Annotated in this window: 24 protein-coding genes and 1 tRNA gene; 14 read left to right on the top strand and 11 right to left on the bottom strand. The window is 71.1% G+C overall.

Annotated features, from left to right (window positions below):
* Positions 1-102 precede the first annotated feature (102 nt).
* Positions 103-1614: an LVIVD repeat-containing protein gene (locus NYZ95_RS01050; protein ID WP_262847831.1), complete on the bottom strand. Its 1512-nt coding sequence runs from the start codon at positions 1612-1614 to the stop codon at positions 103-105.
* A gap of 104 nt (positions 1615-1718) precedes the next feature.
* Between NYZ95_RS01050 and NYZ95_RS01045 the strand changes: the two genes are divergently transcribed.
* Positions 1719-2420 (top strand): DUF305 domain-containing protein, encoded by a 702-nt coding sequence (locus NYZ95_RS01045; RefSeq protein ID WP_262847829.1) that lies wholly within the window; start codon positions 1719-1721, stop codon positions 2418-2420.
* Positions 2421-2432: 12 nt separating this feature from the next.
* Here NYZ95_RS01045 and NYZ95_RS01040 read toward each other — a convergent pair whose 3' ends face one another.
* From NYZ95_RS01040 to NYZ95_RS01025, 4 genes are all read right to left on the bottom strand, one after another.
* Complete coding sequence (locus NYZ95_RS01040) at positions 2433-3521, bottom strand: proline-rich domain-containing protein (protein WP_262847827.1); 1089 nt, start codon at positions 3519-3521, stop codon at positions 2433-2435.
* Between the two features lie 90 nt (positions 3522-3611).
* Positions 3612-6200, bottom strand: coding sequence for an ATP-dependent chaperone ClpB (clpB, locus tag NYZ95_RS01035; protein ID WP_262847824.1), 2589 nt, complete (start codon positions 6198-6200; stop codon positions 3612-3614).
* 99 nt (positions 6201-6299) lie between these two features.
* Complete coding sequence (locus NYZ95_RS01030; protein WP_262847822.1) at positions 6300-8084, bottom strand: acyltransferase family protein; 1785 nt, start codon at positions 8082-8084, stop codon at positions 6300-6302.
* A 126-nt stretch (positions 8085-8210) separates the two neighbouring features.
* Complete coding sequence (locus tag NYZ95_RS01025) at positions 8211-8639, bottom strand: hypothetical protein (protein ID WP_262847820.1); 429 nt, start codon at positions 8637-8639, stop codon at positions 8211-8213.
* 91 nt (positions 8640-8730) lie between these two features.
* On the opposite strand from NYZ95_RS01025, the gene NYZ95_RS01020 reads away from it, so the two are divergent.
* Both NYZ95_RS01020 and NYZ95_RS01015 read left to right on the top strand, forming a co-directional pair.
* Complete coding sequence (locus tag NYZ95_RS01020) at positions 8731-9660, top strand: acetamidase/formamidase family protein (protein WP_262847818.1); 930 nt, start codon at positions 8731-8733, stop codon at positions 9658-9660.
* A gap of 49 nt (positions 9661-9709) precedes the next feature.
* A complete protein-coding gene (locus NYZ95_RS01015) occupies positions 9710-11137 on the top strand; it encodes an MFS transporter (RefSeq protein ID WP_262847816.1) in 1428 nt (475 codons plus the stop codon).
* Here NYZ95_RS01015 and NYZ95_RS01010 read toward each other — a convergent pair.
* Positions 11118-12323, bottom strand: coding sequence for a homogentisate 1,2-dioxygenase (locus NYZ95_RS01010; protein ID WP_262847814.1), 1206 nt, complete (start codon positions 12321-12323; stop codon positions 11118-11120). The genes NYZ95_RS01015 and NYZ95_RS01010 overlap by 20 nt on opposite strands.
* A 70-nt stretch (positions 12324-12393) precedes the next feature.
* On the opposite strand from NYZ95_RS01010, the gene fahA reads away from it, so the two are divergent.
* From fahA to NYZ95_RS00995, 3 genes are read left to right on the top strand one after another with little or no spacing between them, the layout of a single operon-like run.
* Positions 12394-13590 (top strand): fumarylacetoacetase, encoded by a 1197-nt coding sequence (gene fahA, locus NYZ95_RS01005; protein ID WP_262847812.1) that lies wholly within the window; start codon positions 12394-12396, stop codon positions 13588-13590.
* Positions 13587-14264, top strand: a complete 678-nt coding sequence (locus NYZ95_RS01000; RefSeq protein ID WP_262847810.1) for an IclR family transcriptional regulator — start codon at positions 13587-13589, stop codon at positions 14262-14264. Before fahA ends, NYZ95_RS01000 begins: the two co-directional genes overlap by 4 nt.
* Before the next feature lie 53 nt (positions 14265-14317).
* Entirely contained in the window at positions 14318-14452 is a 135-nt protein-coding gene (locus NYZ95_RS00995; RefSeq protein ID WP_262847808.1) for a hypothetical protein, read from the top strand.
* Positions 14453-14539: 87 nt separating this feature from the next.
* On the opposite strand, the gene NYZ95_RS00990 is transcribed toward NYZ95_RS00995, so the two are convergent.
* Complete coding sequence (locus tag NYZ95_RS00990; RefSeq protein WP_279307189.1) at positions 14540-15385, bottom strand: 3-hydroxybutyryl-CoA dehydrogenase; 846 nt, start codon at positions 15383-15385, stop codon at positions 14540-14542.
* 212 nt (positions 15386-15597) lie between these two features.
* Between NYZ95_RS00990 and NYZ95_RS00985 the strand changes: the two genes are divergently transcribed.
* Together NYZ95_RS00985 and NYZ95_RS00980 are read left to right on the top strand one after the other, a co-directional pair.
* Positions 15598-16077: a DUF4334 domain-containing protein gene (locus NYZ95_RS00985; RefSeq protein ID WP_262847805.1), complete on the top strand. Its 480-nt coding sequence runs from the start codon at positions 15598-15600 to the stop codon at positions 16075-16077.
* A complete protein-coding gene (locus NYZ95_RS00980; protein ID WP_262847803.1) occupies positions 16074-17144 on the top strand; it encodes an alcohol dehydrogenase catalytic domain-containing protein in 1071 nt (356 codons plus the stop codon). Before NYZ95_RS00985 ends, NYZ95_RS00980 begins: the two co-directional genes overlap by 4 nt.
* Positions 17145-17154: 10 nt before the next feature.
* Here the strand turns inward: NYZ95_RS00980 and NYZ95_RS00975 are convergent, their stop codons facing one another.
* Positions 17155-17913 (bottom strand): IclR family transcriptional regulator, encoded by a 759-nt coding sequence (locus NYZ95_RS00975; protein WP_262847802.1) that lies wholly within the window; start codon positions 17911-17913, stop codon positions 17155-17157.
* Positions 17914-18074: 161 nt separating this feature from the next.
* Here NYZ95_RS00975 and NYZ95_RS00970 point away from each other — a divergent pair, with 161 nt between their 5' ends.
* Both NYZ95_RS00970 and NYZ95_RS00965 read left to right on the top strand, forming a co-directional pair.
* A complete protein-coding gene (locus tag NYZ95_RS00970) occupies positions 18075-18785 on the top strand; it encodes a CoA transferase subunit A (RefSeq protein WP_262847800.1) in 711 nt (236 codons plus the stop codon).
* Position 18786: 1 nt separating this feature from the next.
* Positions 18787-19431, top strand: coding sequence for a CoA transferase subunit B (locus tag NYZ95_RS00965; protein WP_262847798.1), 645 nt, complete (start codon positions 18787-18789; stop codon positions 19429-19431).
* Positions 19432-20097: 666 nt separating this feature from the next.
* Here NYZ95_RS00965 and NYZ95_RS00960 read toward each other — a convergent pair.
* Positions 20098-21063 carry a helix-turn-helix transcriptional regulator gene (locus NYZ95_RS00960; RefSeq protein WP_262847797.1) on the bottom strand — a complete coding sequence of 322 codons (966 nt, stop codon included), beginning with the start codon at positions 21061-21063 and terminating at the stop codon, positions 20098-20100.
* 62 nt (positions 21064-21125) lie between these two features.
* On the opposite strand from NYZ95_RS00960, the gene NYZ95_RS00955 reads away from it, so the two are divergent.
* Both NYZ95_RS00955 and NYZ95_RS00950 read left to right on the top strand, forming a co-directional pair.
* The gene (locus tag NYZ95_RS00955; protein ID WP_262847795.1) at positions 21126-22310 is read left to right on the top strand and encodes an epoxide hydrolase family protein; all 1185 of its coding nucleotides are present in this window, start codon (positions 21126-21128) and stop codon (positions 22308-22310) included.
* Positions 22311-22371: 61 nt separating this feature from the next.
* The gene (locus NYZ95_RS00950) at positions 22372-23214 is read left to right on the top strand and encodes an NAD(P)H-binding protein (RefSeq protein ID WP_262847794.1); all 843 of its coding nucleotides are present in this window, start codon (positions 22372-22374) and stop codon (positions 23212-23214) included.
* A 331-nt stretch (positions 23215-23545) separates the two neighbouring features.
* Here NYZ95_RS00950 and NYZ95_RS00945 read toward each other — a convergent pair.
* Positions 23546-23621, bottom strand: a tRNA-Thr gene (locus NYZ95_RS00945).
* A gap of 154 nt (positions 23622-23775) precedes the next feature.
* Between NYZ95_RS00945 and NYZ95_RS00940 the strand changes: the two genes are divergently transcribed.
* Both NYZ95_RS00940 and NYZ95_RS00935 read left to right on the top strand, forming a co-directional pair.
* A complete protein-coding gene (locus tag NYZ95_RS00940) occupies positions 23776-24048 on the top strand; it encodes a chorismate mutase (RefSeq protein WP_262848671.1) in 273 nt (90 codons plus the stop codon).
* Entirely contained in the window at positions 24048-24449 is a 402-nt protein-coding gene (locus NYZ95_RS00935; RefSeq protein WP_262847792.1) for a pyridoxamine 5'-phosphate oxidase family protein, read from the top strand. Before NYZ95_RS00940 ends, NYZ95_RS00935 begins: the two co-directional genes overlap by 1 nt.
* 68 nt (positions 24450-24517) lie before the next feature.
* Here the strand turns inward: NYZ95_RS00935 and NYZ95_RS00930 are convergent, their stop codons facing one another.
* Positions 24518-26056 (bottom strand): alpha/beta hydrolase, encoded by a 1539-nt coding sequence (locus NYZ95_RS00930; RefSeq protein WP_262847790.1) that lies wholly within the window; start codon positions 26054-26056, stop codon positions 24518-24520.
* Between the last annotated feature and the right edge of the window lie 5 nt (positions 26057-26061).

The raw sequence follows: 26061 nt of genomic DNA, 5'->3' as shown, positions 1-26061 counted from the left end.
CCAACATCATCAACAGGGGCCGGCCTCCCCCCCCCAAACCCCCCCCCCCCCCCCCCCGGGGGGGGGGGGGGCCCCCCCCGGGACTGTTTGTCGGGTCAGGCGTCAGTTCGTGCCGTTGCCCTTGCCGTGCTTGTACTCAGGCTGCATCTGCGGGTTGAACTCGTCGTACTTGTAGCCCTGAGCTCCGGCCAGACGACGGTCCTTGACCTGCAGGACGTCGAAGCCCTGCTGGATGTCGCTGGAGTAGATGAAGCCGTTGTAGTAGTACGCCGACCACGAGCCACCGAGCACCAGGCGCTCCGCGCTGAGCGGACCGCGGTCGAACCACGCCAGCTCCTTCGGGTTGGCCGAGTCGGTGAAGTCCCACACCGAGATGCCGCCCTGGTACCAGGCCTGGACCATGATGTCCTTGCCCTTGATCGGGATCAGCGACCCGTTGTGCGCGACGCAGTTCTCCGTGTTGGCCTGCGTCCGCGGGATCTTGTAGTAGCTCTTGAAGGTGAGCTTGTTGCCCTTGGTGATGTCGTAGACCGCGTTCGCGCCCTTCTCGTCACCGACGGTCGGGTTGCAGGTCGCGCCGCCGCCGCCGCCGAGCTCGTCGGTGAAGACGACCTTGGTGCCGGCGTTGTTGAACGTCGCAGAGTGCCAGAACGCGAAGTTCTCGGTGTCACGCACCTGCTCGATGACCTTCGGGTTCTCGCGGTCCTTGATGTCGAGCAGGATGCCGTCGCCCATGCAGGCGCCCGCGGCGATGTCCTTCGACGGGTACGCCGTGATGTCGTGGCAGCCCGAGGTCGTCGAGGAGTAGTTGCCGGGCGGGTTGCCGCCTCCGTGCGTCTCGTCGGGGCCGGGGAACAGCACCGGCTCCGCGACGACCGCGGCTGCGGCCGGGTTCTTGACCGGGATCTTCACCACGCTGATCAGGTCGTGCGGTCGCTGGCAGTCAGGGTAGGCCTCGTTCGGCGAGTACGACGAGACGTACGCGTAGAGGTTCTTCTTGTCCTTCGACGGCGCGAGCGTGTGCGTGTGCGAGCCGCACTTGGTCTCCACCGACGCGACGTACTTCGGCTCCGTGGGCTTGCTGATGTCGAAGACCTTCAGGCCCTCCCACGACTCCTTCACCGACGCCGGCTGGCTGACGTTGTCGCAGGAGTCGTTGCTGCGGCTGGAGTCCGTGCTGAGGACCAGCAGGTTGCCGCTGACCGAGATGTCGTTCTGGGAGCCGGGGCACACCACCTGTGCGACCTGCTTGGGGCGGTCGGCCTTCTTGATGTCGTAGACGGTGAAGCCGTTGTAGTTGCCCGCGAAGGCGTAGTCGCCCTGGAACGCCAGGTCGGTCTGGTACGCAGACTCGCTGGCGAAGGCGCCGTTCTTCGGGATGTTGGCGAGGAGCTTCATGTTCGGGCTCGACGCGACCTCGCCGACGCCGAGCTCGGCGTCGCTGTCGTCGAGGGCGGCCAGACGCTGGGCGGCCACCGGCGCCGGCGACTCGCTCCCGTCGTCGGGGACGCCGACGGACGGCGCTGCTCCTGCGAGGGTGCTGACAACGAGCGCACCGGCGCCGGCGGTCACGGCGAGGGCGCGGGGTAGTCGATCACGACGCGTGGGTCTCATGCGAGGACCTTCCTGGTAACGATGTTGCCCCGAAGCATTGCGCCAAATGATGAACTCCGCAACGCTTCTGCACGTCGTAGTTTCTCGTCGAGAGGAATTCCTCCGTGGTTGAACGCGTGCGCCGACCGGTCGTCTGGAGGCTTGCTGCCGTCGCCCTCGGAGCGACGCTCCTCGCCTCGTGCTCCGGCGACGACGAGGGTGGAGCAGACGCGACCGAGCCACCACCGGCGCAGAGCACCGTCCTCCAGCCGGGCAGGCCCGGCGAGTCCAACCAGACGCTCGCGCCGGGCGAGTACCCCGACGACGACTCGTACAACGAGGTCGACGTGGAGTTCGTGAACGGCATGATCGCGCACCACCTGCAGGCGATCGAGATGACGGAGCTGGCCAAGACCCGCGCCGAGAACGCGTCGGTCAAGGGCCTCGCCGGGCGGATCGCGGCGGCCCAGGGTCCCGAGATCCACGCGATGGCGGGGTGGCTGGAGGCGCGCAAGCTGCCCGTGCCGGAGGGCGCATCGGGCCACGGCGGGCATGGCGGGCACGGCGGCGCGACGGCCGAGCACGACGAGATGTACGGGATGCTGACCGAGGAGCAGATGAAGGAGCTGGCGGCGGCCGACGGCGCAGCGTTCGACGACCTCTTCCTCCGCGGGATGATCCAGCACCACCAGGGGGCGCTCGCGATGTCCGAGAAGGCCCAGGCCGAGGGCTCCGACCTGATGGCGAACGAGATGGCGACCGACATCGCCGCCGATCAGGGCGCGGAGATCGCCCGGATGATGACGATCCTCGACCAGCTCACGTGACCGCGAGGGCGGTCAGCGCCCCACCCGCAGCCAGGCCGTGACCTCGCGTCGCCAGACGAGCATGACGCAGGCGGCCTGCGCGAGGAGCCAGATGAGGCCGAGCGGCGCGAGGACCACCGACACGGCCATGCCGATCCCGGCGACGACGGTGAAGACGATCCGCGCGGCGGGCTTGCGGACCAGCAGGCTCAGGGCCGACGCAGCGCCGGCGACCGCGAGGAGGCCGAGCGCGAGCGACAGCAGGAATATGCCGCGCGCGTAGCCCTCCGGGTCGTCCCCGATCAGCTGGCGCACGTCGGCGTCGGAGAACATCGGCGGGTTCGACAGCATCTCGACGTACTGCGACGGCGAGACGAGGTAGATCAGCGCGTTGAGGCCGAAGACGGCGGCGACGATGCCCGACAGCACCGTCGCCGTGACGACGGCGGTGATCAGCGGGCGCGGGCGCGGCGGCTGGCCGGGGCGCGCGTACGGGGCCTGCTGATGCGGCACGGGGCCGGGGAACGGGTGCTGGTACGAGCCCGGGGCGGCTGCGTACGGCCGCGGCGCCGGCGGCGGCTGCGACTCCGAGCCCGGCTGCGGTGGGCGTACGGGAGGGGTGGCCGTCGTGTGGACAGGGCGCGCCGCGGGGACGCTCTGCTGGGGCGGGCGCTGCGCGGGCTGGAGCTCGCGTCCGGCGAACCAGGCCCGTGACTCCGCGCTCCACAGGAAGACGACGACCACCACGCCGAGCATCGCGGGGATGATCCCTGCGGCGCCCGTGGCGGCGAAGGAGACCGTCGACAGGACGGAGACGACCGTGAGGCCGATCCGCGCACCCTTGTGTCGCTTCGCGGTCCAGACAGCGAGCACGAGGGATGCCGTGGCGAGGGCGGCGGCGGCCATGAGGAGCACGCGCAGCCAGCGCAGGGCGGCGTCGACGCTGAGCGTGCTGGTGACCGGCGAGGCGTCGAGGGTGCGCTCGACCTGCTCGCGGACCTCAAGCGACCCCCATCCCGACAAGGTCGTCATGACGCTGATCAGGACCAGCACCGACGCCACGCCCGCCGTGAGGCAGGCCATCGTCACCTTCTGCGGACGGGCGGTCGTCGGTGTCGCCATGGGGTCATCCCATCACGGGAGCGGTCGCGGGCGGTGAGCCTGGTCCCACCTCGCGACGGAACGTGGGACCTGACTCACCGCCCTCCCGGGTCAGGCGGCGCGGACGGTGAGGCCTTCGGCGGCCGGATCAAGATCGACGACGACCTCGTCCCCGTCGCGGACGTCACCGGCGAGCAGCTCGCGCGCCAGCTGGTCGCCGATCGCCTGCTGGATGAGCCGGCGGAGCGGACGGGCACCGTACGTCGGGTCGAACCCGGTCGTGGCGAGCCACGTCTTGGCCTCGTCGGTGACCCGCAGGCGGATCCGGCGCGACTCCAGCCGACGCGACAGCGCGTCGATCTGCAGGTCGACGATCCGCGTCAGGTCCTCGACCGAGAGCGCGTCGAACATGACGACCTCGTCGAGGCGGTTGAGGAACTCCGGCCGGAACGACGCCCGTACGACCTCCATGACCTTCTCGCGCTTCTGTGCCTCCTCGAGCGCGGGGTCAGCCAGGTAGACCGAGCCAAGGTTCGAGGTGAGGATCAGGATCACGTTGCGGAAGTCGACCGTACGGCCCTGCCCGTCCGTCAGGCGCCCGTCGTCGAGCACCTGGAGCAGGATGTCGAAGACCTCCGGGTGAGCCTTCTCGACCTCGTCGAGGAGCACGACGCTGTACGGGCGCCGGCGCACCGCCTCGGTGAGCTGACCGCCCTCGTCGTAGCCGACGTACCCCGGAGGGGCACCGACGAGCCGCGAGACCGAGTGCTTCTCGGAGTACTCGCTCATGTCGATGCGGACCATCGCCCGCTCGTCGTCGAACAGGAACTCCGCGAGCGCCTTGGCCAGCTCGGTCTTGCCGACACCCGTCGGACCGAGGAACAGGAACGAGCCCGTCGGACGGTTGGGGTCGGCGATGCCCGCACGCGAACGACGCACGGCGTCCGACACCGCCTTGACCGCCTCGGACTGGCCGATGAGCCGGTGACCCAGCTCGTCCTCCATCCGCAGGAGCTTGCCCGTCTCGCCCTCGAGCAGACGGCCGGTGGGGATGCCGGTCCAGGCCGCGATCACCTCGGCGATCTCGTCGGGACCGACCTCGTCGTTGACCATCTTCTCTTCGGGCTCGGCCTCTTCGTCGGCCTCCGCCTTCTCGAGCTGCTTCTCCAGCGCGGGGATCTCCGCATAGTTCAGCCGTGCCGCGGTCTCGAGGTCGCCGGCGTTCTGCGCCCGCTCGGCCTCGCGCCGCTTCTCGTCGATCTGCTGCTTGATCTCGCCGACCTCGTTGAGCCCGGTGCGCTCACGCTCCCAGCGTGCCTCGAGCCCACGCAGCTGCTCCTCGGCGTCGGCGAGCTCGGCACGCAGCTTCTCGAGCCGCTCGCGGCTGCCTTCGTCGGTCTCCTTCGCGAGGTGGAGCTCCTCCATCTTCATCCGGTCGACCGAACGCCGAAGCGTGTCGATCTCGACCGGGTTGGAGTCGATCTCCATGCGCAGGCGGCTGCTGGCCTCGTCGACGAGGTCGATGGCCTTGTCGGGCAGCTGGCGGCCGGAGATGTAGCGGTCCGACAGCGCGGCGGCCGCGACGAGCGCGGCATCGGAGATCTCGACCTTGTGGTGCGCCTCGTAGGTCTCCTTGAGGCCACGCAGGATCGCGATCGTGTCCTCGACGCTCGGCTCGTCGACGAGCACCTGCTGGAACCGACGCTCGAGCGCGGGGTCCTTCTCGATGTTCTCGCGGTACTCGTCGAGGGTCGTCGCCCCGACCATCCGCAGCTCGCCGCGCGCCAGCATCGGCTTGAGCATGTTGCCGGCGTCCATCGCGGAGTCACCGGTCGCACCGGCACCGACGACCGTGTGCAGCTCGTCGATGAAGGTGATGATCTGCCCGTCGGAGTCCTTGATCTCCTGCAGGACGGCCTTGAGCCGCTCCTCGAACTCGCCGCGGTACTTCGCACCCGCGACCATCGCGCCGAGGTCGAGCGCGATGAGACGCCGCCCCTGCAGCGACGAGGGCACGTCACCGGCGATGATGCGCTGCGCGAGGCCCTCGACGACGGCGGTCTTGCCGACGCCGGGCTCGCCGATGAGCACCGGGTTGTTCTTGGTGCGCCGCGTCAGCACCTGAACCGTGCGGCGGATCTCGGCATCGCGACCGATCACCGGGTCGAGCTTGCCCTCGCGGGCGGCCGCGGTGAGGTCGATCCCGTACTTCTCCAGCGCCTGGTAGGTGTCCTCCGCGTCCTGGCTCGTGACCTTGGCCGAACCACGCACCGCCTGGAACGCACCGCGGAGCGCCTCGGCGTTCGCGCCGACAGAGTCGAGCACCTCTCGCGCCTTGGACTGCACGGTCGCCAGGCCCACCATGAGGTGCTCGGTCGACACGTACTCGTCACCAAGCTCACTCGCGAGGTCCTGTGCACGCTGGAGCACCTCGAGCGTCGCGCGGGCGTACGAAGGCGTCGCGACGCTCTGGCCGGCCGCGGACGGCAGGCTGGCGAGCGCTTCCTTCGTACGGGTACGCGTGACGGCCGGGTCGGCGCCTGCGGCCTGCAGGAGCGGGACGGCTGTGCCGCCGTCGGCGTCGAGCAGCGCATCGAGAAGATGCAGCGGATCGACTGCCGGGTTGCCAGCGGCGGCGGCGGACTGGATCGCTGCCGCGATCGCCTGCTGGCTACGGGTGGTGAGCTTGGAAGCATCCATCGAGTCTCCCTGGGTGCTGATGTCAGACAGTTACCAGATTCAACACACAAAAACTTGAGTCGATTCCGCTCAACCTTACCTCCGTCGGAAACGGTCGGCTCAGCAGTCCCCCAGCGCGCGGACGAGCACCCGCGCGTACAGACGCGCCCCCTTGGCATTGGGGTGGACGCGGTCCGTCGTGAGCACGTGCTGCGCCCGCGAGGCTGCGCGTCGCCAGTCGGCCAGCGTCGCGTTGTCGTGGTCGGCAGCCACCGCTCGTACGGCCGCGAGCGAGGAGCGCTGCCACCCGCGGCCCGGGACGTACGGCGCCACCAGCACCACCCGCCGGTCGGCGAGCGTACGCCCGACGAGCCGATCGAGGTCGTCGCGGTCGACCGGTCCGTTCGTGCCCGTGCCGAGGACGACGACCTGCCCGAGCCGGTCCCTCGCCGCGGCCCGCCGGACCGCCCGCGCGACGTCGCCGTACTGCCAGCCGACCTCCGCGGTCGCGTCGAGACGCGGCAGAGCCTCCACGAGCGCGGGGCCCGCGGCGATGAGGACGGAGTCGCCGAACGCGCTGACCCGTACGGTCCGGGGGGCCTTGCGACAGGTGGCGCGAGGCTTCGCCGACGGAGCAGGCGCCGGCTGGTGGTCCGCCGCGCGCTCGAGAGCCTCCTCGCCGCGCAGCAGGCTCGTCTCGAGCGAGCTGCGCTCGGGGGCGGTCGCCACCGCCACCCCCGCGCCGACCACGACGGCGCACACCGCACCGGCCACCAGGACCCAGCCGCGCCGCGGCCTGCGCCGCTCGACGACGAGCCGGTCCACCGGCGCGAGCCACCTGCGCAGCGTCAACACGATGCCGTCCTGGCGCATCGGCATCTCGACGTACCGGTACGACAGCTCCGCGACCACCCCGGCGACCACGACCGCGACGACGCCTGCCGCGACCGCGTGCTCGGGGGCGGCGAGCCGCGTGGCGAGGACGATGAGCGGCCAGTGCCAGAGGTACAGCCCGTACGAGCGCGAGCCCATCCACCGCAACGGCGGGACCGCGAGCAGGACGGCCAGCGGGGTCGGGTTCGCCGCCGCCAGCACGAGCGCGAGCGCGGCGACGCTCATCAAGAGCAGCCCGCCCCGGTAGGTCACGCCGCTCGACCACGGCACCACCGCGGCGAACCAGGCGAGCACCACCAGCGCGATCGTCCCGAGCACGGTGATCAACGCCAACGTCGCGAGCCTCGGTGGCGTGCGGTCCGTCCGGAGGAGGTGCGGCGCCCGGCTCAGCGCGAGCGAGGCCCCGAGCAGGAGCCCGAACACGTGGGCGTCGGTGCCCACGTACGCGCGGGTCGGGTCGGCCGGGTCGTACAGCACCACCATCAGCGCGGCGGAGACGAGGGCGAGCGCCGCGGCCGCACCCGCGAGGCGGCGACGGGGGAGCACGAGGACGGCGACCGCGAGCGACAGCGGCCACAGCAGGTAGAACTGCTCCTCGATCGCCAGCGACCACAGGTGCGTGAGGACGGACGGCACGTTCTGCTCGGCGTACGACGACCCGTCGGCGACCTGTACCCAGTTGGCCGTCCAGGTGAGGCCGCCGAAGACCTGGGGACGGAGTCCCGCATTCGTGTCGCGGCCGACCGTGAGCGTGAGCGCGGCGACCACGACGATCATCAGCGTGGCCGCGGGGACCAGGCGGCGCGCACGCCGGACCCAGAAGGCGGGCAGGTCGAAGCGCAGCTCCCGCGTGGCGTCCTCGAGGAGGACCGCCGTGATGAGGAACCCGCTGAGGACGAAGAACATGTCCACACCCAGATAGCCGCCCGGCATCTCCCTCGGCGCCACGTGGTACGCGATCACGAGCAGGACGGCGAGGGCCCGTACGCCGTCGAGACCGGGCGCGGTCACGCGACGCGGCGCCCGACGCGACCTCCGCCGGCGAGAGACCTCCGGGTCGGTCGCGAGAGGGTTTGGCGCGCGGTCGCGCACGAGGGTCGCCGACCCTCCTGCCCCTTCGCGCGGCCGCACCTGGCCTCAGCTCAGCCGCACCAGCTGGACACGGCACGCCGGGGCCGCCCCGGGGTTGGCCGGGAGCTTCTCCACCGTGAACGGCGTGTCCACTCCGGTCGGCACCTTCGGGATGACCAGGCGACGTGCCTTCGCCTGGGTCGCGCCCGGCGAGGCGACGAGCACGGTGACGCGGTAGTCGGACTTGCGCGCACCGTTGTTGATGACGCCCTGCGCGGACCAGGTCTTGCCGTCGGCGCTGCGGCGGCACGCGAACGACAGGAGGTCCTCCGGCGCGGGGGTGGCCGCAGGAGCGGCTGTCGCGGCGGCGGGCGTCGTCGCAACCGACGGGGTCGGGTCGGCGGCAGCCTTGGGGTCGTCCCCTCCCGCACACCCCGCGAGGCCACAGGCGAGTGCAGCGGTGACGGCGATCACGGGGAGGGGCAGGCGGCGCATACGGTCATGAGACCACGGAAGCGTCGCACTTCCGGGGAGGCGACGCCGCAGCGTTGCCGACCACGACCCACGCGGAGGCGAGAATGGCGCGGTGACGCACCACGACCTCGACGAGACGCCCCACCACCTCTGGACCACCACGCACGAGCCACGCCTCGAGATCGCCTCCGGCGACACGGTCTCGTTCGCCGTGGAAGACGCGGTGAACGGCCGGTACGACGACGTCCCGACCGGCGGCGCGATGCCGCTGTCCGACCCGGCGCGCCCGGCGTACCCGCTCGCCGGGCCGATCCTCGTCGCCGGCGCGCAGCCAGGAGACGTCCTCGAGGTGGAGATCCTCGAGGCGGCCGGAACGAAGGGGTTCGGCTGGACCTCCATGGTCCCCGGCGAGGGACTCCTCGGTGATGACTTCGCCGAGCCGTACCTCTACCGCTGGGAGATCGACGGCGACCACACGGACATGGGCGACGTCGCCCGGGTGCCCATACGCCCGTTCTTCGGCGTCGTGGGGGTGTGCCCCGACACGGTCGACCCGTTGCCGGTGATGCCGCCCGGCCACTTCGGCGGCAACCTCGACTGCCGCGACCTCGTGGTCGGCTCGTCGGTGTTCCTCCCCGTCCAGGTCGACGGCGCCCGGCTCGCGCTCGGGGACCCGCACGCCGCGCAGGGCGACGGCGAGGTCTGCGTGAGCGCGATCGAGTGGGCCGCACGAGGGACCGTACGGGTCAGGCTCCACCAGGGCCGCCGCATCCCGGGCCCGCGGTTCCGGACGCCCGGGCCGTTGCGGGCGGGGATCGAGGACGCCGGCTACTACGCGACGACCGGCATCGCTCCGTCGCTCATGGACGCCGCGAAGGACGCGGTCCGCGCGATGATCGACCACCTCGGCCACACGTACGGGCTGGAGCCGCGCGATGCCTACGTGCTGTGCAGCGTCGCGGTCGACCTGAAGATCTCGGAGGTCGTGGACGCGCCGAACTGGGTCGTCAGCGCCTATCTCCCGCTCAGCGTCATGCGCTGAGCGCGCTGCGCTTGACCTCAAGCGCACTTGAGGGCCGAGCATCTCTCGGGTGACCTCCTCCACTCTGCGTACGCCTGCGCCTGAGCGGCTCCGTGACGCCCGGCACCTCCCGTTCGTCGTCGGCGCCCTCGCCCTCGTCACCCTCGGCGCGTTCGAGAACCGCGCGACCACGGCCGTCCTGCCGACCGTCGCCGAGCGCCTCGACGGGCTCGACCTGTTCGGCGCGGCGGCCGCGGCACCGCTGGTGTCCTCGGTGATCGCCATGGTCGTCGCCGGTCGGTGGTGCGACCGGCGCGGACCGGCGCCTGCCCTCCTCACCGGCATGGGCGTCTTCGCTGCCGCCCAGCTGGCGATGGCGGCCGCTCCGTCGATCGGCGTCTTCGTCGCGGGGCGGGTAGCGGCGGGGGTGGCCGAAGCCCTCCTCGACATCGCCCTCACCGTCATGGTCGCCCGGCTGCTCCCGGCCGCGCTGCGCCCCGCGATGTTCGGCGCGCTCGCGACGGCCTGGGTGCTGCCGTCGCTCCTGGGTCCGCCGGTCGCCGGCCTCATCGCCGAGCACCTGGGCTGGCGGACCGTGTTCGCGGCAGCGCTCGTCCTCATGGTCCCCGCCATCGCGTGCCTCGTCCCCTCGCTGCGACGCCTCGGTCCACCCGTACACGACTCTGCCGGCGAGGGTGACGACGCGACCGGCGGGCGGGCAGCGGTGGCGTCCGCCGTCCTGGTCACCGTGGGCCTGGCCGCGCTCGCGCTCGGCGGGCCGGCAGCGACCGGCACCACGGCCAGGTCCGCGGGCGCGCTCGCCGTCGTCGCGGGCGTCGCCCTCATCGCCCTCGGCGCCCGTCGTGTGCTGCCGCGAGGCACGCTCCGTCTGCAGGCTGGTCTGCCGGCGACGGTCGCGCTGCGTGGCGCCCAGGCGGCGGCGTTCGCCGGTGCGGGCGCGTTCATCCCGCTCATGCTGACCCAGATCCACGGCCTCGGGCCGTCCGTCGCCGGCGCCAGCCTCACCATCACCGGCGTGTTCTGGGCGGCGGGCTCACAGCTCAACGGGACACGGCTCGTGCAGGAGCGGACCACGACCGTCGGACGCATGCGGGTGTCGTTCGCGCTGATCGCCGCGGGAATCGTCGGTCCCGTGCTGGTCGCGCTCGACGTCCTTCCGGTATGGCTCGGCCTGACCGTCTGGGCGCTCGCCGGGACGGGCATGGGCATCGGCTCGCCGACGCTGGCCAACCACGTGCTGACGCTCGCCCCGCCGGACGCGCAGGGTCGGCTGTCGGGGGCGGCGATGCTCTCGGCGACCGTCGCGCAGGCGGTCTACGTCGCCCTGGCCGGCGCGGCGCTGGCGGTCGGCACCGCTGCGTCCCTGACCTTGGCAGCGATCCTCGCCGTTCCCGCGGGGATCGCGATGGGTGGAGCAGCGCTCGTCGGCCGGCTCGACCCGGCCGTCAGTCCGGCCGTCAGTCCGGCCGGTCGATGAGGGCGCGGGCGGCCACGTACGCGTACACGCCGTCGTCGGTCTGTGTGCCCGCCTCGCCGATCTCCAGCGGACGGAACGTGTCGACCATGACGGCGGTCTCGTCGAACTCCTGCACCCCGAGCGACGCCTCGACCGCGCCCGGCTGCGGCCCGTGGGCCATGCCGCCGGGATGGAGCGTGATCGAGCCGAGCCCGATGCCCGACCCCTTGCGCGACTCGTAGTCGCCGGCGACGTAGAACATCACCTCGTCGGAGTCGACGTTGGAGTGGTAGTACGGCACAGGGATCGACAGCGGGTGGTAGTCGACCTTGCGCGGCAGGAAGTTGCAGACCACGAAGTTGTAGCCCTCGAAGACCTGGTGCACCGGCGGCGGCTGGTGGACCTTGCCGGTGATGGGCATGTAGTCCTCGATGTTGAACGTGTACGGGTAGAGGCAGCCGTCCCAGCCCACCACGTCGAACGGGTGCGTGGCGTACGTCAGCCGGCTGCCGACGATCCCCGACGGGCCGGGACCGCGGTGCTTCACGAGGACCTCGACGTCGACGCCGTCGACGACGAAGGGCTCGTCGGGCCCGTGGAGGTCACGCTCGCAGTACGGCGCATGCTCGAGCAACTGCCCGAAGCGCGAGAGGTAGCGCTTCGGCGGGGAGATGTGGCTGTTGGCCTCGATCGCGTACAGGCGGCTCAGCTCGGCGGGGACCCATCGGTGGGTGGTGGCGCGCGGGACGATCACGTAGTCGCCCGCACGGTAGGGAACGACTCCGAAGACGGTCTCGACCGTGCCGGTGCCCTCCTCGACGAAGACGCACTCGTCGCCGGTGCTGTTGCGGTAGTACGGCGAGGGTGCGCCCGCCACCACGTACGAGATCCGCACGTCACCGTTGCCCAGGACGAGGCGACGGCTGGTCACGGGGTCAAGGGCCTTGGCCTCGGCGTCGTCGAAGAGCGCGTGCAGGCTCAGGTGCACCGGACGCAGGGGGTGGTTGGCGGTGGTCGCGAGGTCGGGCAGCTCCCACGGCTCGCTGGCCGTGATCGCCGTGGGGACGCCGCGGTGGTAGAGCAGCGAGGAGTCCGAGGAGAACCCCTCCTCGCCCATGAGCTCCTCGTAACGCAGGGCCCCGGCGGAGTCGCGGAGCTGGGTGTGCCGCTGACGCGGGACCTCACCGATCTTGCGGTAGTACGCCATCTCGGGCTCCTCGTTCGATAATCGGTCACAGATGTTCCCTAAAAGAACATCGTGGGTTTAGGGTGCCGCTATGTCAACCGTCCAGCCGACCTGGGTCGACGGAGCCGCCGGCTCCGGATTCGACATCGACCACCTGCCGTACGGCGTGTTCACGCGCGATGACGACCGCCGCCGCGTCGGCGTACGCATCGGCGACCTCGTCCTGGACGTCGCAGCGGCGTCGCCCCCGACGGCGCTCGCCGCGTGCCTCGCGGCGCCGACGCTCGACGCGCTGATGGCACGCGGGCCGAAGACCTGGCAGGCGGTGCGCGCCTGGGCGACCGATCTGCTGACCGACCCGGGCCGGGCCGAGGAGGTGCGCCCGCACCTGCACCCCGTCGACGAGGTCTCGCTCCACCTGCCGTTCACGGTGGCCGACTACGTCGACTTCTACGCCTCGCTCGACCACGCGAGCAACGTCGGCCGCATCTTCCGGCCCGACGCCGAGCCTCTCCTCCCCAACTGGCGCCACCTCCCGGTCGCCTACCACGGGCGCGCCGGCACGGTGGTCGTGTCGGGCACCGACGTCCCCCGGCCGTACGGGCAGCTCAAGTTGGCCCCGGACCAGCCCCCCGTCTTCGGGCCGAGCGCCAGGCTCGACATCGAGGCGGAGGTCGGCTTCGTGGTCGGCGTCGGGTCGCGCCTGGGTGATCCCGTGCCGACGAGCGCGTTCGCCGACCACGTCTTCGGCGTGGTCCTGCTCAACGACTGGTCGGCACGCGACGTGCAGGCCTGGGAGTACGTGCCGCTCGGCCCGTTCCTGGGCAAGTCGTTCGCCACGTCCGTCTCGGCGTGGGTGACGCCGCTCGCCGCGCTCGAGCGCGTACGAGTGCCGCTCCCCACGCAGGACCCGGAGCCCCTGCCGTACCTGCACGTGGACGAGCCCGCCGGCTACGACCTCGCGATGGAGGTCGAGGTGAACGGCGAGGTGGTGACGCGGCCCCCGTACCGGACGCAGTACTGGGGACCCGCGCAGATGCTCGCCCACCTGACGGCCAACGGAGCCTCGCTGCGGACAGGCGACCTGTTCGCGTCCGGCACCGTCTCCGGGCCGGCGCGCGACGAGCGAGGGTCGTTCCTCGAGCTGAGCTGGGGCGGCCGCGAGCCGTGGATCCTCGACGGCGACCAGCGGACGTTCCTGGAGGACGGCGACGAGGTCGTCCTGCGTGCGCGCGCGGGGGACCTCACGTTGGGCGAGGTCCGCGGTCGGGTGACGGCGCGGCGATGAGCGCCCAGACGCTCGAACGCGGGCTGGCGGTGCTCGAGACGATCGGCGCCGCGGAAGGCGGGCTCACGACGTCCGAGATCACGGTGCAGACGGGTCTGCACCGCTCGATCGTCCACCGCCTGCTCGTCAGCCTGGAGCGCACCGGGTACGCGTCGCGCGACGCCGGCGGAAGGTACGCGCTCGGGCCGGCGCTGGTGGCGCTTGCCGCACGGGCGCGACCCGGGCTCCACGACGTGGCAGCGCCCGTCCTCCACGCGCTGGCGGCCGAGCTCGATGCGACCGCGAGCCTCGTCGAGGCGATCGGCGACACCGCCGTGACGGCGTTGGTCGCAGAGCCTCCGACGGACGGCCCGCGGTTCTCCTATCGGCTCGGCAACCGCGACCCCCTCGATCGGGGCGCGGGCGGCCTGGCCGTGCTGGCGTCGGGCCCCGCCGTACCGGGCGAACCCGACCGCGTCGCCTCCGTACGTGCCGACGGCGTCGTCACGACGCACGGCGAGCTCAACCCCGGCGCGTACGGCGTCGCGGCGCCGATCCCGGGGCTGCAGGGCGTACGGGCGGCCGTCACGGTCATCACGAGCCGCGAGGACATCGCCGTCCGCGCCGAGCCCGTCGTCGCCGCCGCTGCCGCGGAGATCGCGCGCGGTCTCGGGTGGTCGCCCGAGGAGGGCTGAGGGGCCCCGCTAGCGACTCGTTTGTGGAGGGGGCGGGCGGGTACCGCGCCTTCATGTCCCTTCCCACGACGGATCCCGAGGACCCTGACACGATCGAGCCGGACGTCGTCCCCAGCCTCGATCCCGAACCCGGCGACGTGCCCACGCACGACGAGCCACCGGAGACCGAGCCCCGCATCCCGGAGTGAGCCACGCCCCGACGCCTCGGCGGTGAGCTTGGTCCCACCCGAAGCGGCTTCGTGGGACCAGGCTCACCGCCGGGGCCGGCGGAGGCGCTAGCTGTACGTGTAGAAGCCGCGACCGGACTTGCGCCCGAGGAGCCCCGCGTCGACCATCCGCGCCAGCAGCGGCGGCGGAGCGTAGAGCGGCTCCTTGAACTCCTCGTACAGCGACTCGGCCACGGCCTTGGTCGTGTCGAGCCCGATGAGGTCGGCCAGCGCCAGCGGACCCTGCGGGTGCGCGGCGCCCCGGACCAGGCCCTCGTCGATGTCCTCGGCCGTCGCGAAGCCCGACTCCAGCATCCGGATCGCCGACAGGACGAACGGGATCAGCAGGGCGTTGACGACGAATCCGGCGCGGTCCTGGCTGAGGATCGCGTGCTTGCCGAGGGCGCCCTCGACGAAGCTGCGCGCCTCGAGCGTCGTCTTCTCGCTGGTCAGCAGGCTCGGCACCAGCTCGACGAGCGACAGCACCGGGACCGGGTTGAAGAAGTGGATGCCGAGCACCTTGTCGGGCCGGCTCGTGACGACGGCGAGCTTCATGATCGGGATCGACGACGTGTTGGAGGCCAAGATGGCGTCTGGCGACTCGACGAGCTCGTCGAGCTGCTTGAACAGCGCGACCTTGGTGGCCTCGTCCTCGACGATGGCCTCGATGACCAGCTGGCGGTCGCGCAGCGCGTTGATGTCGTCGACGACCTCGATGCGCTCGAGCACCGCGGCGGCGCTCTCGATCCGCCCGCGCGACTCGGCACGCTCGAGCGACTTCGTGATCCGGGCGAGCCCGGCCTCGACGCGCTCCGGCGACGACTCCACTGCGATGACGTGCGCCCCGGACCGGGCGCACACCTCAGCGATGCCCGCACCCATCAGGCCGCAACCGACCACACCGATCTTGTCCATGGTTCTCCTCATGCCGAAGGACGCGCACCTCGCGCGCCCCACCGTCGACCGTACGGAGTACCTGCGGGTAACCCCAAGTCCGTTCCGGACAACGGAAGGCCGATCCATCCTGCGACCACGTGCCGTGACACCCCCGGACGTGCCAGGATGTGAAGCGCCATTCACATCGCGCGCGGTCCGGCGGACCACGCCCGCCTCCCGGAGGTCGACCGATGACCGTGACTTCGCCATCCGTACGACAGCGCTGGGACGAGCTGCGTGCCCACGAGGGGCCCGTCGATCCTGTGGCGCTCGACGAGATCTGGACCCAGCTCGAGACCGTCGACGCCGGCGAGATCCTCGGGAGCTGGAAGGGCTTCGCGTTCGCGACAGGCCATCCTCTCCAGCGCAGGCTCGACAAGACCCGCTGGCACGGCAAGCGCTTCTCCTCCGTCCACGCCGCCCAGCCGCTGATCTGCGCCGACGAGCACGGCGAGCTGTTCTCCGACGTGAAGTCCGGGAACGGCGAGGCGAGCCTCTGGAACGTCGAGTTCCGCGGCGAGGTCACCGCGACGATGGTGTACGACGGCATGCCGGTCTTCGACCATTTCAAGCGCCTCGACGCCGACACGTTGATGGGCATCATGAACGGCAAGCCGGAGCTGGTGCTCGCCGACGGCAGGCACTTCTACTTCGGCCTGGAGCGGGAGTGAGGACGACCGTCCTCCTGCACCGCGGCCAGGACGCGCCGTCGCTCGTCGACGCACAGCTCGACGAGCCGCGGCCGGACGAGGTCCTCGTACGGGTCGAGGCGACGGGCCTGTGCCACACCGACCTCGTGACGCTGGCCGGGCTCCGCGGCGCTCCCGCCGTGCTCGGCCACGAGGGGTGCGGGACGGTCGAGCGGGTCGGCGACGCGGTCACCGACCTCGCACCGGGTGACCGCGTCGTCATGTCCTTCCGCTCCTGCGGACAGTGCGACCAGTGCGCCGACGGCCACCCCGCGTACTGCCTGCGGGCGAGCCGTCTCAACAGCTCTGGCCGGCGCCCCGACGGCACGGCGACGCTCACCATCGACGGCGAACCTGTCTTCGCGTCGTTCTTCGGCCAGTCGTCGTTCGCGACCCACGCGCTCGCCGCCGCGTCGGCCTGCGTGCTGATCCCCGCAGACCTGCCTGCCCACGTCGCCGCGCCTCTGGGCTGCGGGTTCCTGACCGGGGCGGGAGCGGTGCTCCACACGCTCGCTCCCGAGCGCGGTGACCGCCTGCTGGTCGTCGGCGCGGGCGGCGTCGGAGCCGCCGCCGCGGTCACCGCGCTGGCGCTCGGCGTCGAGGTCGTCGTGGTGGATCCGTTGGAGCCTCGTCGTACGCTCGCGCACGACCTCGGCGCCACCGCGTTCGCGCACCTCGAGGACCCGCTCCCGCCCGTTACCCACGCCCTCGACACCACGGGGCGGGCCGACGTGATCGCGGCCGCGCTGAAGACGCTCCGCCCGCGCGGGATCTTGGCGCTGGTCGGGCTCGGCAGTGCGCTCGGGGAGATCGACCTGCGCGACGTGATGATGCGCGGCCTCCAGGTGCGAGGCTGCGTCGAGGGTGACGCGTCGCCCCGCGCGCTCATCCCGCAGCTGGTCGCCATGCACCGCGCCGGTCTCCTTCCGTGGGAGCGCCTGGTCACCACGTTCGACCTCGACGCGTTCGATGCCGCGGTCAAGGCGCAGCGCGACGGCGTGGCAGTCAAGGTCGTCCTGGTGCCCTCGGGGGCCCGCAACGACGGTTGAGCGAGTCTCCTCAGCCGATCAGGCGAGAGAGCTGGTGAGCCTCGCTCAGCAGGAGGTGCCCCAGCTCCGACTGGCGGTCCGGACCAAACCGGCTCTCCACACCGGTCAACGTCAGCGCCCAGCGCGGCGAGCCAGCGGCGTCGAAGACCGCGGCCGCCATCCCCCAGCTGCCCTCCACGACAAGACCTGGGTTCACCGCCCATCCCCGCTCGCGCGTGAGACCGATCCGGTCGCGGATCGCGGCGTCGCTGTGAGCGTCGCCCCAGGCAGCGGCGAGGTCGGTCCGTGCGAGGTAGTCGTCGATCTCGCGGTCGTCGAGGTACGCCAGGACCACGATCCCGGCTGAGACGACGCCGAGCGGGAAGCGCGCTCCCTCGTACAGGACGAACGAGCGGATCGGGAACGCCCCGTCCTGCCGCAGGAGGACGACGGTCTCGTCACCACGCCGTACGGAGAAGAACGCACTCTCCCCCGTGGCCTCGGCGAGCCGGCGCACGGCAGCCACCGCCTCGTCGGTCACCGCGAACCGCGAGGCTGCGCGAGCGCCGAGGACGAACAGTTCGGGGCCGAGGAACCATCGTCCGCTGCGCCCGTCGCGGTCGACCATCCCCTCCTGGGCGAGCGACTCGAGAAGCCGGTGGACCGTGGGCCGCGGGAGCCCGGTGGCGCGACCGACCTCCGTCGTGGTCAGGCCGTCGTCGCTCTCGGTCGCGGCAAGGGCACGCAGCAGTGCGCTCACGCGCCCGACCATCTGCGTCGACTCCGCCACCCCGCCATCCTAGCGACGCGTCCACTCAGTGAACACCGGTGTCCGGTCACCGTCCGCCGAGCGGGAGAACATCGCGCGCTGCGCTGCGCTGGTTGACGGCGCGCGTGTGACGCCGTTCACTCGGAGGCGACCAACCAGTGAACACAGGAGTTCCGCAACTCATGCGCAAGCTCAGAAACGACGCGTCCGAAGCGCTCGACGGTGTCCTCGAGGACGGCATGACCATCGCCGTCGGCGGCTTCGGCTTGAGCGGCAATCCGTTCGACCTCATCGAGGCGGTACGAGACTCGGGCGTGACCGGCCTGACCATCGTCTCCAACAACATGGGCGTGGACGGTGCCGGCCTCGGCATCTTGCTCGAGAACAACCAGGTCGCGAAGGTGATCGCCTCCTACGTCGGCGAGAACAAGCTCTTCGCCCAGCAGTTCCTCGACGGTGTCCTCGAGGTCGAGTTCACGCCGCAGGGCACCCTCGCCGAGCGGATGCGGGCCGGAGGCGCCGGGATCGCCGCGTTCTACACCCGTACGGGTGTCGGTACGCAGGTCGCCGAAGGCAAGCCGACCGCCGAGTTCGACGGCGAGACGTACGTGCAGGAGCGGGGCATCGTCGCCGACCTCGCGCTCGTCCACGCCCACACGGCAGACCCGGCGGGCAACCTGCGCTACCGGCTCACGTCGCGCAACTTCAACCCCATCGTCGCGACGTGCGGCAAGGTCACGGTCGCCGAGGCCGAGCACATCGTCGACGGCTACCTCGACCCCGACGAGGTGGCGACCCCCGGGATCTACGTCAACCGGCTCGTGCAGGCGCTCCCCCGGGAGAAGCCCATCGAGCAGCGGACGACCCGACCGAACCCCGCGAAGGAGGCCTGACATGGCGTGGACACGTGACGAGATGGCGGCCCTGGCTGCCCAGGAGCTGCGCGACGGCGACTACGTCAACCTCGGCATCGGCATCCCGACCCTCGTGGCCAACCACATCCCGGACGGGGTCTCGGTGGTGCTGCAGAGCGAGAACGGCATCCTCGGCATGGGCCCGTTCCCGTACGAGGGCGAGGAGGACGCCGACCTCATCAACGCGGGCAAGCAGACCGTGACGACGCTCGACGGCGCGAGCATCTTCGACTCCGCGACGTCGTTCGCGATGATCCGCGGCGGCCACGTCGACATCGCCATCCTCGGCGCCCTGCAGGTCGCGGCCAACGGCGACCTCGCCAACTGGACGATCCCCGGCAAGCTCGTCAAGGGCATGGGCGGCGCGATGGACCTCGTCGCCGGCACACGACGCATCGTCGTGCTCACCGAGCACGTCGCCCGCGACGGCGCCCCGAAGATCGTCGAGTCCTGCGAGCTCCCCCTCACCGGCGTCGGAGTGGTCGACCGGATCGTCACCGACCTCGCCGTGCTCGACGTGACCAAGGACGGGCTCGAGGTCGTGCAGATGGCTCCCGGCGTCACCTTCGAGGAGCTCGAGGAGAAGACCGGCGCACCTCTGCGGCAGGCCAGCGCGGTCTCCTAGCCAGCGCCCGTCCGCGTGGGTGTCTCAGTGGTCACCGCCATGAGCCACGTGACCACTGAGGCACCAACGCACGGCTCCGCGCAGGTCGACGGCCCTCGAATCTCGGCCACCCAGCCTTTTGCCGCGGTCGACAACGTCCTGGCCTGGTTGGAGGCCGAGAATCTGACGCTCACTGCGTCGTTCTCAAGGCAGATTGACGGTGGGCGACCTGATAGCTGCGCAGCGTGTCAGGGCCACTCGAGGAACGCCGCCCTGACGTGGGTCATGCTCGCGTACCGCGTTCCGCGCGAGCCGTCGTCGCCACGCATCGCGATCTGGCGGAGGCTCAAACGTCTCGGCGTCGGTGTGGTCTGCCTGGCCGCTCGAGCGCGCCGCCGAAGCGGGTTTGATCCCGGAGATGCGGAAGGCGCGCGCAGCCGAGTACGCGGAGCGTGGCGACGTCCGAAAGGGGGCACAGCTGGGCCGCGCAGGCGTCGGACCAGGCGAACTGGCGGTGGGGTCATGAGGTGGGCGACCCGAGCGTGCGCCTCGGTGAGTTCGTACTCGAGTGCCCGGCTTCGCTCGTCGCGGAAGCCCTCGGTTACATGCCTTCCTCCATTCGGGCAAGGCGGCAGAACCCTGGGCTCGCTACGCGGACTGCCGGATCAAGCAGCCTATTCAGGTCCCCTACGGCCGTGGCTCGGTGGCGCGGTGGTAACGGCCAGCGAGTGAACGCACGTGTGCAACAAGTTCGGCGGGCTCGGTCACGGTGAAGTCGACACCGAGCAGGCCAAGGTGAACGGCGAGCGCTTCGATGCTGTCCGCGCCGGTGTCCAGCAGACAGCGGGTGTCGTCGACCGCCGTGATGGTCCCGATGGCGGCGTTGATCCGCTCAGCGAGCTGTTCGGCCGGTGCGTGCACGACGACCTGAGCCCGGTAGCGCCAGGCGGCTGACGACGCGCCCCGGCGCACCTGGTCGACGGCTGCCTCCGGGAGATCGCGGGGGGTGAATCTGGGACCTGTTGGGGTGCGCAGGTGGAGCCGGTCCACCCGGAACGTCCGCCAGTCGCTCCGCCCGACGTCGTACGCGACGAGGTACCAGCGGCGTCCCCAGTTGACCAGCCGGTACGGCTCGACGTCGCGCCGGGTCTCGGAGCCGTCGTGCCTGCGGTAGTCGAACCGCAGGCGCTGGCGGTCGCGGCAGGAGTCGGCGATCGTGTTCAGGATGTCGGCGTCCACCCGCGGGCCGGGGTCGTCGCGCGGCACCGTTTCGGCGTACTTCTTGAGCACGTCGACCCGACGGCGGAGTCGGGCCGGTAGCACCTGCTCCAGCTTGGCCAGAGCGCGCAGCGAGGTCTCTTCGACACCGGTGATGGTGCCCCCGGCGGCGGTGCGGAGCCCGATCGCCACTGCGACCGCCTCCTCGTCGTCGAGCAGAAGGGGCGGCAGCGCGGCGCCGGCACCGAGTCGGTAGCCGCCTGCGGAGCCACGGGTGCCGTGCACCGGGTAGCCGAGGTTGCGCAGGCGGTCCACGTCGTTGCGGATGGTCCGGGCGCTGACGTGCAGTCGCTCGGCCAACTCGGCCCCGGTCCACTCGCGGGGTGTCTGGAGCAGCGAGAGCAGGCGCAGCAATCGCGCCGAGGTTTCCAACATTCTTCGACCCTGCCAGACCATCAGGAATGGACTTTGCCTAAACGCTTCCTAGCGTGATGATCATGACGAACAACAGCACGATCGTCCCGTTCCGGATCGAGATCCCCCAGGCCGACCTCGACGATCTCCAGGAGCGGCTGGCGCGCACTCGATGGGCGGAGGAACTGCCCGCGCCCGAGGCCGCGCCGGCCGGCCCTGTGCCGCCCGGCTGGGAGTACGGCGTCCCGGTGGGGTACGTCAAGCAGCTGGTCGAGCGGTGGCGCACCACGTACGACTGGCGGGCCTGGGAGGCGAAGCTGAACGCCTACCCGCAGTTCACCACCAAGATCGACGGCCAGCACGTCCACTTCCTTCACGTACGGTCGCCCGAGCCGGACGCGACGCCGCTGATCCTCACCCACGGCTGGCCGACCACGGTGGTCGAGTGGCTCGACGTGATCGGCCCGCTCACCGACCCGCGGGCCTACGGCGGCAACCCGGCGGACGCGTTCCACCTCGTCATCCCGTCGGTGCCGGGCTTCGGCTTCTCCGGGCCGACCCGCGAACGCGGGTGGGACCGCTACCGGGTGGCCCGGGCCTGGGCCGAGCTGATGCGTCGGCTCGGGTACGACCGGTATGGCGCGGTCGGCAACGACGGTGGGGCGCTGATCTCGCCCGAGGTGGGCCGCGTCGCTCCCGAGCACGTCTGCGGCGTGCACGTGACGCAGGTGTTCTCGTTCCCGTCGGGCGATCCCGCCGAGCTGACCAATCTCTCCGAGGAGGAGCGCGGCAAGCTCGCGTTCGCCGAGTGGTTCACCCAGAACCGGGGCGCCTACGACAAGCTCCAGTCCACCGAGCCGCAGAACCTGGCGCACGCCCTCGCCGACTCTCCGGCCGGTCTGCTGGGCTGGCACTCGCAACTGCTCGGCGGTTCGCTCGACCCGGACTTCGTGCTCACCAACGTGGCGATCTACTGGCTGACCAACACGGCCGCCTCCGCCGCCCGGTTCTACTACGAGGATGCGGCGGCGGCCCCCGTGCAACAGAAGTCGAACGGCCGGGGCACCACCGTGGCCGAGCCGACCACGGTGCCCCTCGCCCTGGCGAACTTCGCCTGGGACTTCCAGTCCATCCGGACGTTCGCCGACCGCGACCACGCCAACATCCGCTCCTGGAACGTCTACGACCGAGGCAGCCACTTCGCCGCCCACGACGCCCCCGACCTGCTCGTCGACGACATCCGGAGGTTCTTCGGCGATGTGCGCTGATCAGTCGCCGGTCGACGGCGGAACCCCGCAGACCCCTAGCAGTCCCACGAAAGGAAATCGGATGTACCTCGTCATCGGTGCCACAGCCCACTTCGGACGTCAGGCAGTAGAGGAGATGGTCGCGGCCGGTGTCTCCGTGCGCGCGCTGACCCGCACCCCGGAGCAGGCCGCACTCCCCCCGGAGGTCGAGGTCGTCCAGGCCGATCTGACCAAGCCCGAGACGCTGCCGGCGGCGTTGGTCGACGTCGAAGGCGTCTTCCTGGTTCTGCAGTACGGCATGGACGTCGCACCGCTGCTGGCGGCCGCGGGCCAGGCAGGCGTACGGCGCCTCGTGTTCCTCTCATCCGGGGCGGTCGTCCCGGGCGCCGAGCAGCAGCCCGACGTGATCGCCCAGTACCACCGCGACGTCGAGTCGGCCGTCGAGGCGTCCGGATTCGAGTGGACGTTCCTTCGACTGCTGTTCCCCGCCATCAACTCGTTGACGTTCGCGATGCAGCTCCAGGGCGGCGACGTCATTCGCGCGCCATACACCGAAGCTGCCTTCAGTGCGGTGCACGAGCGGGACGTCGCCGAGGTGGCCGCGCGCATCCTGACCGGCGGTGGGCACGCGGGGCGGGCCTACGACCTGACCGGTCCCGAGTCGCTGACCCAGGCACAGCAGGTCCGCATCCTCGGCGAGGGGCTGGGGCGCCCGCTCACCGTCGAGGACCTCGCCCCGGAGCCTGTGCTGGAGCAGATGAGCCAGTTCATGGACCACGAGTTCCTGGCCGCGCTGTTCGCTCTCATGGCGCAGGCGGTCGGCAAGCCCGCGCCGGTCAACGACGTCATCGAGCAGATCACCGGGCACCCCGCGCGGACGTACTCCCAGTGGGCGGCGGACCACCGGGCCGACTTCGACGGCTGACCAACGAGGCAGGGGCGGCATCCGCCGCCCCTGCCGTGTGGACGGAGTGGACGCCACGGTGGCATAGATGCTGCGGCGACGGGAGTTGGGGAGAGCCCGGCTGCCCGTCAGTGGCTGCTGGAGCGAGCCGACGCCGAAGAGGCGGTCACTTGGATGGTCGACACCTCGACACTGCGAACGAGATGGGTGGCGCCGCGAGGAACGGCTCGACGACGTCGAACGCTTCGTCGAACTCGTCGCGCGCAACCTGCTGAGCGTCGAGGACCGAGGCGTCCCCCTCTGGAAACGAGCAAAGGCGGTCCGAAGACCGCCTTTGACCTGCGAGAACTGCTGGAGCCGCTTGTCGGAATCGAACCGACGACCTTCTCATTACGAGTGAGACGCTCTGCCGACTGAGCTAAAGCGGCGACGGCCTCGCGAGGATCGCCCGCTGGCCGAAGACGAGTGTAGCCGAGACGGTTCTGGCGGCCCAAGACGGGGCCCGTAGACTCCTGTCGCGTGAGCGAACCCTTCGACCCGACCGCAGAACCGGCCGACCGCCCGGCGCCGGACCCGGCGGCGATCGCCGAGCTGGCGCAGATGCGTTCGAGCATCGACAACATCGACGCGGCACTGGTCCACATCCTCGCGGAGCGGTTCAAGTGCACCAAGCGGGTCGGCCGCCTCAAGGCGGAGCACAACCTTCCGCCGGCTGACCCGGAGCGCGAGGCGCGTCAGATCGCCCGCCTCCGGGCGCTCGCGATCGACGCCGACCTCGACCCCGCCTTCGCGGAGAAGTTCCTCAACTTCATCATCTCCGAGGTCATCCGCCACCACGAAGCGTTCCGCGGCTGATGGCCCGCCTGGCGTACGACGACCCGGCGCTGGTCGCGTTCATGAGCGAGTACCACCTGGCGACGCTCACCACGCTGCGTCCGGACGGCACCCCGCACGTCGTCCCGGTCGGCGTCACCTACGACACCGAGACGCGGACGGCCCGCATCATCACCAACGACGGCTCAAAGAAGGTCCGCAACGTCGAGGCCGCCGGCGAGAGCGGTGCGCGCGTCGCGATGGGCCACATCGACGGGGGCCACTGGGTCACTCTCGAGGGCACAGCGCGCGTCAGTCGCGACCCCGACGAGATCGCGGAGTCCGTACGGCGGTACGCCCTGCGCTACCGGCAGCCGAGCGAGAACCCGACACGGGTCACGATCCTCGTCGACGTCGACCGCATCATGGGTCGCCTGCCCTGACGTAAGGGCCGGGCCGGGTGTGGACGGGGGAATCGCACACCCGACCCGGCGATCGGGGGGACGCCTGCTCAGCAGGTCAGTCCGTCACGTGGTGGGGATCCGGTCACCAGGAAGTCGTCGATGGCGTCGTCCACGCACTCGTTGCCCATCGCGTAGCCGGTGTGGCCGTCACCGTCGCGCGTGACGAGCACCCCGGACGCCAGCTGGTCGGCCATCGCCTCGGACCAACGGTACGGGGTGGCGGGGTCGCGCGTCGTGCCGACGACGACGATCGGCGGTGCACCCTCGGCTCGGATCTCCGGCGCCTCCTGGGCCGGCTTGATCGGCCAGGCCGTGCACGTCACCGGTGACCAAGCGAAGCTCACACCGAACACCGGCGAGACCTCCTCGAAGTCGGGCACCGACTCGCGTGCCTGGTCCAGGGAGATCGTCGACGGGTCGTCGAGACAGTTGACCGCGACGAGCGCGACGACGGAGTTGTCCTTGTAGCCGCGCTCCCCACGAGACAGGTACGTGTCGGCGAGGAACAGCAGCTGGGTGCCGTTGCCCCGCAGACCCTGGCGCAGCGCTCGGGTGAGCAGCTCCCAGTAGTCGGCGTTGTAGAGCGTGACAGCGATGCCGTAGAAGCCCAGCGCCTCCGTCAGCGGGCGCCCCTCGCTCGATGTCGGCAGCGGATCTCGGTCGAGGCCCTCGAGGAAGTCGGACAGGCGCTGCTGCGCCGCGTCGACGTCGGTGCCGAGCGGGCAGTCGTCCTGCTTGACGCACGCCTCGAGATAGGCCTTGAGCGCCGTCTGGAATCCCTCGGCCTGGCCCTGGTTGAGGCCCTCGGAGTCGAGCGACGGGTCGATCGCCCCGTCGAGCACCAGGCGACCGGCACGCTTCGGGAACAGCTGGGCATAGGTCGCGCCGATCATCGTGCCGTACGAGGCACCGAAGTAGCTCAGCGTCGGGTCGCCCACCACCGCGCGCAGGACGTCGAGGTCCTTGGCGACCTCCACCGTCGAGACGTGCCCGGCGAGCTCGCCGGCCTCGGTCTCGCACCGCTCGCCCAGCGTAAGCGCCGCGTCGAAGTAGGCCTGCTCCTCGGTCGCGTCGTCAGGGGTCGGGTCGGTGTTGACGTACTCGTCGAGCTGCGCGGTGGTCGCGCACTCCAACGGCGTGCTCGCACCGACCCCGCGCGGGTCGAAACCGACGGTGTCGTACGCATCGAGGAGATCCTGGCCGGCGACCGCGGTGAACTGCGCGACGTAGTCGACACCGGAGCCGCCCGGACCTCCCGGGTTGATGAACAGCGAGCCCTTGCGTGCCTGCGGGTCACCCGCCGGGAGCCGCCTCAGCTTGAGCGCGAGCCGCTCGCCGTCAGGGTCGGCGTAGTCCACGGGGACCTCGACGCTCGCGCACTCGTAGCGACCGCAGTCGCTCCACTTCACGTCCTGGTCGTAGAACGCGGCGAGGGCAGGGTCGACGTCGTCACCGGTCGCGGACGTGGGTGTCCCGGAAGGTGTCGGCGAGGAGAGCGCCGCGTCGCGCGCCTCCTTGGCGCTGCCGCACGCGGCGACGAGCACCAGGGCGGCGACCACCCCTGCGAGGATCCGGCGACGAGGCACTGCCT

This window comes from Mumia quercus, assembly GCF_025506335.1.
Taxonomy (GTDB): domain Bacteria; phylum Actinomycetota; class Actinomycetes; order Propionibacteriales; family Nocardioidaceae; genus Mumia; species Mumia quercus.
This window is presented reverse-complemented; position numbering and strand designations above follow the sequence as displayed.